We start from the raw sequence: 6,135 nt of genomic DNA, 5'->3' as shown, positions 1-6,135 counted from the left end.
TAAATAGTTTTTTTGTCATTTTCAACATTCTCCGATCCCAATTTTCCTTTTATTATACAAGAAATACCCTATAGAATAGACTTTTTTCAAGTGTCTATTCTATAGGGTACATTTTAATACATGCTTGCTTCTTTTCTTTATTTTGTAGAAACTTCGCCTTCAGCTTCTGTTTGCGGAATAAAGTATCCAATTATACCACCGATGATTGCTGGAACGATCCAGCCGATCCCTAAGTTATAAAAAGGAATCGTGTGTACGATATTAGCGATAAAACTTGGTATCATTCCCACATTATCAAGTGCATGAATACAGCTAATAATAAATGCTGCGATCATCGCTCCGATGTAGACAGAAGGTTTACGTTTCGTATATTTATCGATAAATGATACGAAAATTAAAATGATTGTAATTGGGTACAAAATAATTAATACAGGTAGTGTGATTTTAATTAATAAGCTTAATCCTAAGTTTGAAATAACGAAGCTAAAGATACAAACGTATAGTACAAGCTTTTTGTATGAAACATTTGTTAGCACTGTTGTGAAGTAATTTGCAAATGCACTTACAACACCAATTGCCGTTGTTAAACAAGCGAAGATAATGGCGATACTTAATAAAATATTACCGCTTGTCCCAAAGAATTGATACATAACAGTAGCTAATAGTTGACCACCGTTTTCGAATTGCCCTAAGTTTCCGTTTGAAGCTCCGATATAACCGAGTAAGAAGTAAACAATTGTTAAGAATAGAGCAGCGATGCTTCCGCAAATGATTGTATATTTTGCGATAGATTTCTTCTCTTGTATACCGTTTTGACGAATTGCATTTACAACAATTGTTGATAGAACGAGAGCGCCAATTGCATCTAACGTTAAAAATCCTTCAAGAAATCCTTTGAAAAACGGGATGTCTTTATAGTCACCGATAGGCTCTGCAAACGTTCCTGGTGAAAGAATCGCTTTTGTTGCCATAATTGCAATAATTACAAGTAAAATTGGCGTTAATATTTTACCGATATGATCTACTAGCTTGGATGGATTTAATGATAAGAAGTAAACGACTGTAAAGAAAATCGCACTAAAAACTAACATAGAATACCATTGATCTGTGAAAAGTGGTACAATCCCAATTTCATAAGATACAGATCCAGTTCGTGGAATAACAAATAGTGGGCCGATTGAAAGATAAATAATGATAGCGAATACTGCTGCGAATTTTGGATGAACACGGCTCGCTAAAGTGTTAAAACTACCACCAGCAAGGGCAACAGCAACGATAGCAAGTAAAGATAAACCGACGTCTGTAATAATAAATCCTGTAATGGAAACCCACATATTTTCTCCGGAAGAAAGACCAAGAAGGGGTGGGAAAATCATATTACCAGCACCGAAGAAAACTGCGAATAGTAATAAACTAATCGAAAGTATTTGCGCTGGTTTCAAAGTTGTACGCATATAAAGAAAATCCTCCTAATGAGTATTTTTGTCGAAAATTCAAATAATTTGTCGAGTAACTGTTATTATTTTAAAGGTCTGATGACTAGAAAGCAATAGGGAATTTTGAAAAAATTAAAAAATAATGCATTAAATCGAATAAATATACTATTTGTATGTTTAATAGGAAGGATTTAACTTTTAACGTGAAAAAAACACATATCGCTAGGATACGTGTATTAAAAATATATTTTTCTATCGCGTTCTTCTTTTAAAATTTCAACGGCTTCTCGGAAGCGTTGGGAATGGACAATTTCTCGTTCGCGTAAAAAGCGTAAGCTGTCATTTATGTCGGGATCGTCAGATTGGTTGATAAGCCACTGATATGTGGCACGCGCTTTTTCTTCAGCTGCAATATCTTCGTATAGGTCGGCAATTGGATCACCTTTAGCTTGTATATAGGTTGCAGTAAATGGAACACCAGCTGCGTTATGGTAATGAAGTGCGCTGTCATGATCGACGTAATGAGGGTCGAGACCAGCTGCCTTCATCTGTTCAGGAGTCGCATCTTTTGTCAGCTTATAAACCATCGTAGCAATCATTTCAAGATGCGCAAATTCTTCTGTACCAATATCGGTAAGGAGGCCAATGACTTTATCAGGAATGGTATAACGCTGGTTTAAGTAACGTAGTGCAGCAGCTAATTCTCCATCTGCACCACCGTATTGCTCAATTAATAATTTGGCAAGTGCTGGATTACAAGTTCCTACTTTAACAGGGTATTGTAATTTTTTTTCATAAATCCACATAGTTTCTCTCCTTTATATTTGCCATGGCCAAGGACCTTTACTCCATTCCCAAGGGGCATTAGAATAGCTATTTCCATACTGTTGAAGCGGTCCATATTTTTCTTCCATCTGTTGTTTTAATACTCTTCGTTTATAGGAAAAATCATTAAATTGGTTAATAGCTGCTGTATCGTCTGGGTGGGTGTCTAAGTAAAGAGTTAGTTCAACTAATACAAAGTCTAATTCTTGGAGATTCTCTAAAAGTCGATAATACTCTTCTGGTAGTGGTTGATTCACGTCAGTAGTCACCGCCCTTTTTTATAAGGATTTTCGTAATAATCATAAAAAACAGGCCATAAAGTTCCTTTTTGTAGTGCTTCTTTCGGTGAGAATTGTGGTAAATTTGGCGGTTGAAAACCTAAATATAAATTAGGAGGGGTAGAGTAATATTTTTTCCCAATAGGAGGGCAAGGATCTTGAGGGCTATGATATGGCACATATGATTTCATGTATTTATCCATTAATAAACCTCCCTATATCTTCATCACTACGTATTGTATTCAGACATAATGAGCATTTATGACACATATAAAAAAGTAATAAGTACAGGGGGAATGAATGTGGAGAATGTAAAGAATTTAATCGTGTTAGAAGTAAAGAACTTAAAGGAAACTCTGTATTTTTACGAAGGGATTTTAGGAATAACACCTAGTTCATTGAGGCCGCAATTAGATGTTACAGGGGTTTGGTATGATATCGATTCAACGAGAATTAGTTTTGTTATGAATCGCATGTTAGGAGGAAGAGAAAAGAGTGTTACGAATTTATGCGAGGTTATAACATTTTCAATTTCTAACATAGAGAAGTTAAAAAAGAAGCTAACGTTTTATGAAATTTTATATATAGAAAACAAAAGTGAGAAGAGTATTGTAGTACAAGACCCAGATGGATATAAACTTCAAGTGATAGAGAAGGATGAATAAACGGAGGGGATTTAGTGGAGAGAAGTTATGAAGAAAGTGCGTTGTTTGAGCATCAATTTTGGCTAAAGGTACTTACTGATCATGCACAATTTTTACTGGATGCATTAGCTCCGAAGGAAAAAGAGGATATAAAGAAAGCTACTTACTTTGTTGAAACATTTACGAATCTGTTAAATAAAGTTCGCAATGTGAATCTGATGGTATTCTCCAAAGAGGCAGAACAAGCCGCTAAGGAGATTCGGGCGTTTAAATTAGATACTATACAGAAACAGCTGGAAGGGAAAATTACTATTCATTTTACGCCAACTTTTATTAATCATATGGTAAACGAAGTGGAAGAGTATATAACGGTTTTAGAGTTTTTGAAGAAAGGGGAAGTTCCGCCTGTTTTTCATGAATTACATTATCATCTCGTTTGGTTAACAGATGCGGCTGGTCATGCAGGTTCTATTTCTGGTGGGCTAGATCTTGTTGAAAAAAAATTGAAAGAGAAAAGCGAAGAATTTACGAAGCATTTTGAACAATTTTACTTAAAGGCAGTTGAGATGACTGGATATTTACGAACGGAGCTTCATCATTTTCCAGCATTAAAGAAGTTTACGAAAGATGTTTCACTTGAATTGAAATTATTTTCGCATTTTTTACATGAAGTGGAAGAGCTCGAGTTATCGAATGAAGTATTAAGTGTATTATCAGCTAGAATGGCAGATCATATGGCAAGAGAGGAATGTTACTACTTATTAAAACTAGCTCAATCGTCTGGACTTGAAATGCCAAAATGTAATCCGCTTTAAAGACAAAGAGGCCAATTTTATTTGGCCTCTTTGTCTGTTTTATTGTCTCTTTTTATTTTTGCTTGTTCAATGCTTGCCTGTAATGTCTCCATAATATTAATGATGTTCGGAGCTGGAGAGATTGTTTCAGTTTTTTCCTGTTGTTCAATTTTATTCTCGATTAATTCGGTAAGGGCTTCTTTATATTCATCTGTATACATTTCTTGTTCAAAAGGATTTGTAAGATGGTGGATTAAATTAATTGCTGCGGTGAGTTCTTGTTTTTGTATAGGATAATTTTCGTTACTTGGTAAGTTAGGTGTATTTGTTATTTCGCGAATTTCATTAGGGTAGTGGATGGTTTGTAACATTAGCCCATCTTCAAAGTTACGGATAATAGCTAAATGTTGTTTTTTTCTAATAGAAATATGAATAAGCCCAAGTTTATTTGTACGTTCAAGAGCTTCTTTTAATAATAAATAGGATTTTTCATGTCCTGGGGTAGGACCTATAAAATAAGAACGGTCATAAAGAACAGAATCGATTTCGTTATTTTGGACAAAAGATATAATCCGAATGGATCGTGGTTCGTGAGCTTTTTGCAACTCAGCTAATTCTTTTTCATCCATAATAATGTATTTATGAGGTGCATATTCATAGGCTTTTACAATATCTGTATCATCAATTTCTTCATCCGTACAATCAGGAGCAAATTTTTTATATTTAATAGGTGTTAAGCATTCTTTATGGAGACTTAAAAATTTTATATCGTTTTCTTCTACGGCACTGTATAGTTTAATTCCTATATTTAATAGTCCAAGTGAAAGTGCACCTTTCCAGACGGTATGCAAATGAAACATCTCCTTTCGTTCAAAAATGGTTATGTATATTATGAGATAGTAAGAAATTTCCTATACGTTTTTTGTTTTTTACGGAAGGGATTGGGATATAAAATATATTGACAAGCTCTCTGAAATATTTTAATGTGATTGTATAAAATTGTGTATAAAGGGGAGTAACTTATTACAGTAAAGTCGTCATTACAGGGAGAAACCCTCGGCTTTATTGGCAACGTTTCGTTGTTAGTGAGACCTTTACCAGCAATGGTAAAGGCCCCTTATTGTCTTTTTGAGGACCCTTACCATATTTGGTAGGGTCCTTTTCGTATACAAAGAGAGGAGAAATAAAAATGAAAAAACTTATTAGTAGATTAAGAGTTGTATTTCATGTTCGCCGATTTGTTCCATTCCTATTTGACTTTTTCACTTCAAAAGAGGTTTCAATAAAGAAGAAAATTTTATCTATCGCTTTTTTAGTTGGTTATGTAGCGATGCCGCTTGATTTAATTCCAGACTTTTTACCGTTTATCGGTATTTTAGATGATATTGGAATTGTGTTATTTATTTTGAACCGAATTGTAAAAATGGCGCCAGTTCAATTACAAGAAAAGCATAACGTAAACGTAGGATAGGAGTTAAAAATATGGAGCAAATGATTTTAGATATAATCGAGTTTTTAAAGCAGTTTTCTTATTTTGGAGTTGTGTTAGCATTAACGTTTGAATTTATTCCAGCAGAAGTAGTTTTGCCCATGGTTGGGTATTGGGTGTACGAGGGAGATATGAATTTTTGGCTCGCTGTATTAGCTGGAACACTGGGCGGAACGACAGGACCTTTAACGTTATATGCACTCGGTTATTACGGCGGTCGTCCTCTATTAATAAAATACGGGAAATACTTCTTTATTAAAGAAGAACAAATTCAAAAAGCGGATGATTTCTTTGAGAAATATGGACCAGTTGTAGCATTTGTTGGACGCTTTGTACCGGGAGTTAGAACGCTTATTTCGGTTCCGTGTGGTATGGCGAAAATGAATATATGGAAATTTAGCATATATACATTTATAGCAATGTTCCCGTTAACGACTTTGTATGTTTATTTTGGAATGAAATTAGGTCCGCATTGGGAAAAAGCAGCAGATGTTGTTGGGCAATATATGCTACCGATATTAGGGGGCGTTATTCTTATCGTTGCTAGTATCTTTGTCTATAAATATATGAAGAAAAGAAACAAAACGGAATCTATCTAGTCATTTGAATATTTTTTGAAAATAGATGAATAGTACAGGCAAAAGACTCTGAGGGACATACACATATAGG

9 protein-coding genes are annotated in these 6,135 nt (G+C 34.5%); 4 read left to right on the top strand and 5 right to left on the bottom strand.

Features of this window, described 5'->3' with window-relative positions; all coding sequences use genetic code 11:
- Positions 1-137: 137 nt before the first annotated feature.
- The 4 genes from brnQ2 to CGQ22_RS24090 form a co-directional block, all read right to left on the bottom strand.
- Complete coding sequence (brnQ2, locus tag CGQ22_RS24105; RefSeq protein WP_001260942.1) at positions 138-1,454, bottom strand: branched-chain amino acid transport system II carrier protein BrnQ2; 1,317 nt, start codon at positions 1,452-1,454, stop codon at positions 138-140.
- A gap of 218 nt (positions 1,455-1,672) precedes the next feature.
- Positions 1,673-2,242 carry a spore coat protein CotJC gene (gene cotJC, locus CGQ22_RS24100; protein WP_000265278.1) on the bottom strand — a complete coding sequence of 190 codons (570 nt, stop codon included), beginning with the start codon at positions 2,240-2,242 and terminating at the stop codon, positions 1,673-1,675.
- Between the two features lie 12 nt (positions 2,243-2,254).
- Entirely contained in the window at positions 2,255-2,518 is a 264-nt protein-coding gene (cotJB, locus tag CGQ22_RS24095) for a spore coat protein CotJB (protein ID WP_001075543.1), read from the bottom strand.
- 8 nt (positions 2,519-2,526) lie between these two features.
- Positions 2,527-2,742: a spore coat associated protein CotJA gene (locus tag CGQ22_RS24090; protein WP_000362188.1), complete on the bottom strand. Its 216-nt coding sequence runs from the start codon at positions 2,740-2,742 to the stop codon at positions 2,527-2,529.
- Positions 2,743-2,775: 33 nt separating this feature from the next.
- Between CGQ22_RS24090 and CGQ22_RS24085 the strand changes: the two genes are divergently transcribed.
- Together CGQ22_RS24085 and CGQ22_RS24080 are read left to right on the top strand one after the other, a co-directional pair.
- Positions 2,776-3,204, top strand: coding sequence for a VOC family protein (locus CGQ22_RS24085; RefSeq protein WP_165498028.1), 429 nt, complete (start codon positions 2,776-2,778; stop codon positions 3,202-3,204).
- A 14-nt stretch (positions 3,205-3,218) separates the two neighbouring features.
- Positions 3,219-3,998: a DUF2935 domain-containing protein gene (locus tag CGQ22_RS24080; protein WP_000442439.1), complete on the top strand. Its 780-nt coding sequence runs from the start codon at positions 3,219-3,221 to the stop codon at positions 3,996-3,998.
- Positions 3,999-4,015: 17 nt separating this feature from the next.
- On the opposite strand, the gene ku is transcribed toward CGQ22_RS24080, so the two are convergent.
- Positions 4,016-4,828 (bottom strand): non-homologous end joining protein Ku, encoded by an 813-nt coding sequence (gene ku, locus CGQ22_RS24075; protein WP_000557753.1) that lies wholly within the window; start codon positions 4,826-4,828, stop codon positions 4,016-4,018.
- A 338-nt stretch (positions 4,829-5,166) separates the two neighbouring features.
- Between ku and CGQ22_RS24070 the strand changes: the two genes are divergently transcribed.
- Complete coding sequence (locus CGQ22_RS24070; RefSeq protein WP_000733844.1) at positions 5,167-5,448, top strand: YkvA family protein; 282 nt, start codon at positions 5,167-5,169, stop codon at positions 5,446-5,448.
- An 11-nt stretch (positions 5,449-5,459) separates the two neighbouring features.
- Positions 5,460-6,065 (top strand): DedA family protein, encoded by a 606-nt coding sequence (locus CGQ22_RS24065; RefSeq protein WP_000437063.1) that lies wholly within the window; start codon positions 5,460-5,462, stop codon positions 6,063-6,065.
- Positions 6,066-6,135: the final 70 nt, after the last annotated feature.

Source organism: Bacillus sp. M13(2017), from assembly GCF_002218325.1.
In the GTDB taxonomy this organism is placed as follows: domain Bacteria; phylum Bacillota; class Bacilli; order Bacillales; family Bacillaceae_G; genus Bacillus_A; species Bacillus_A thuringiensis_K.
This window is presented reverse-complemented; position numbering and strand designations above follow the sequence as displayed.

What these genes read in the sequence shown, in the direction of transcription:
- brnQ2 (WP_001260942.1), bottom strand. Translation starts at nt 1,454, where the DNA reads ATGCGTACAACTTTGAAACCAGCGCAAATACTTTCGATTAGTTTATTA.
- cotJC (WP_000265278.1), bottom strand. Translation starts at nt 2,242, where the DNA reads ATGTGGATTTATGAAAAAAAATTACAATACCCTGTTAAAGTAGGAACT.
- CGQ22_RS24090 (WP_000362188.1), bottom strand. Translation starts at nt 2,742, where the DNA reads ATGGATAAATACATGAAATCATATGTGCCATATCATAGCCCTCAAGAT.
- CGQ22_RS24070 (WP_000733844.1), top strand. Translation starts at nt 5,167, where the DNA reads ATGAAAAAACTTATTAGTAGATTAAGAGTTGTATTTCATGTTCGCCGA.
- CGQ22_RS24065 (WP_000437063.1), top strand. Translation starts at nt 5,460, where the DNA reads ATGGAGCAAATGATTTTAGATATAATCGAGTTTTTAAAGCAGTTTTCT.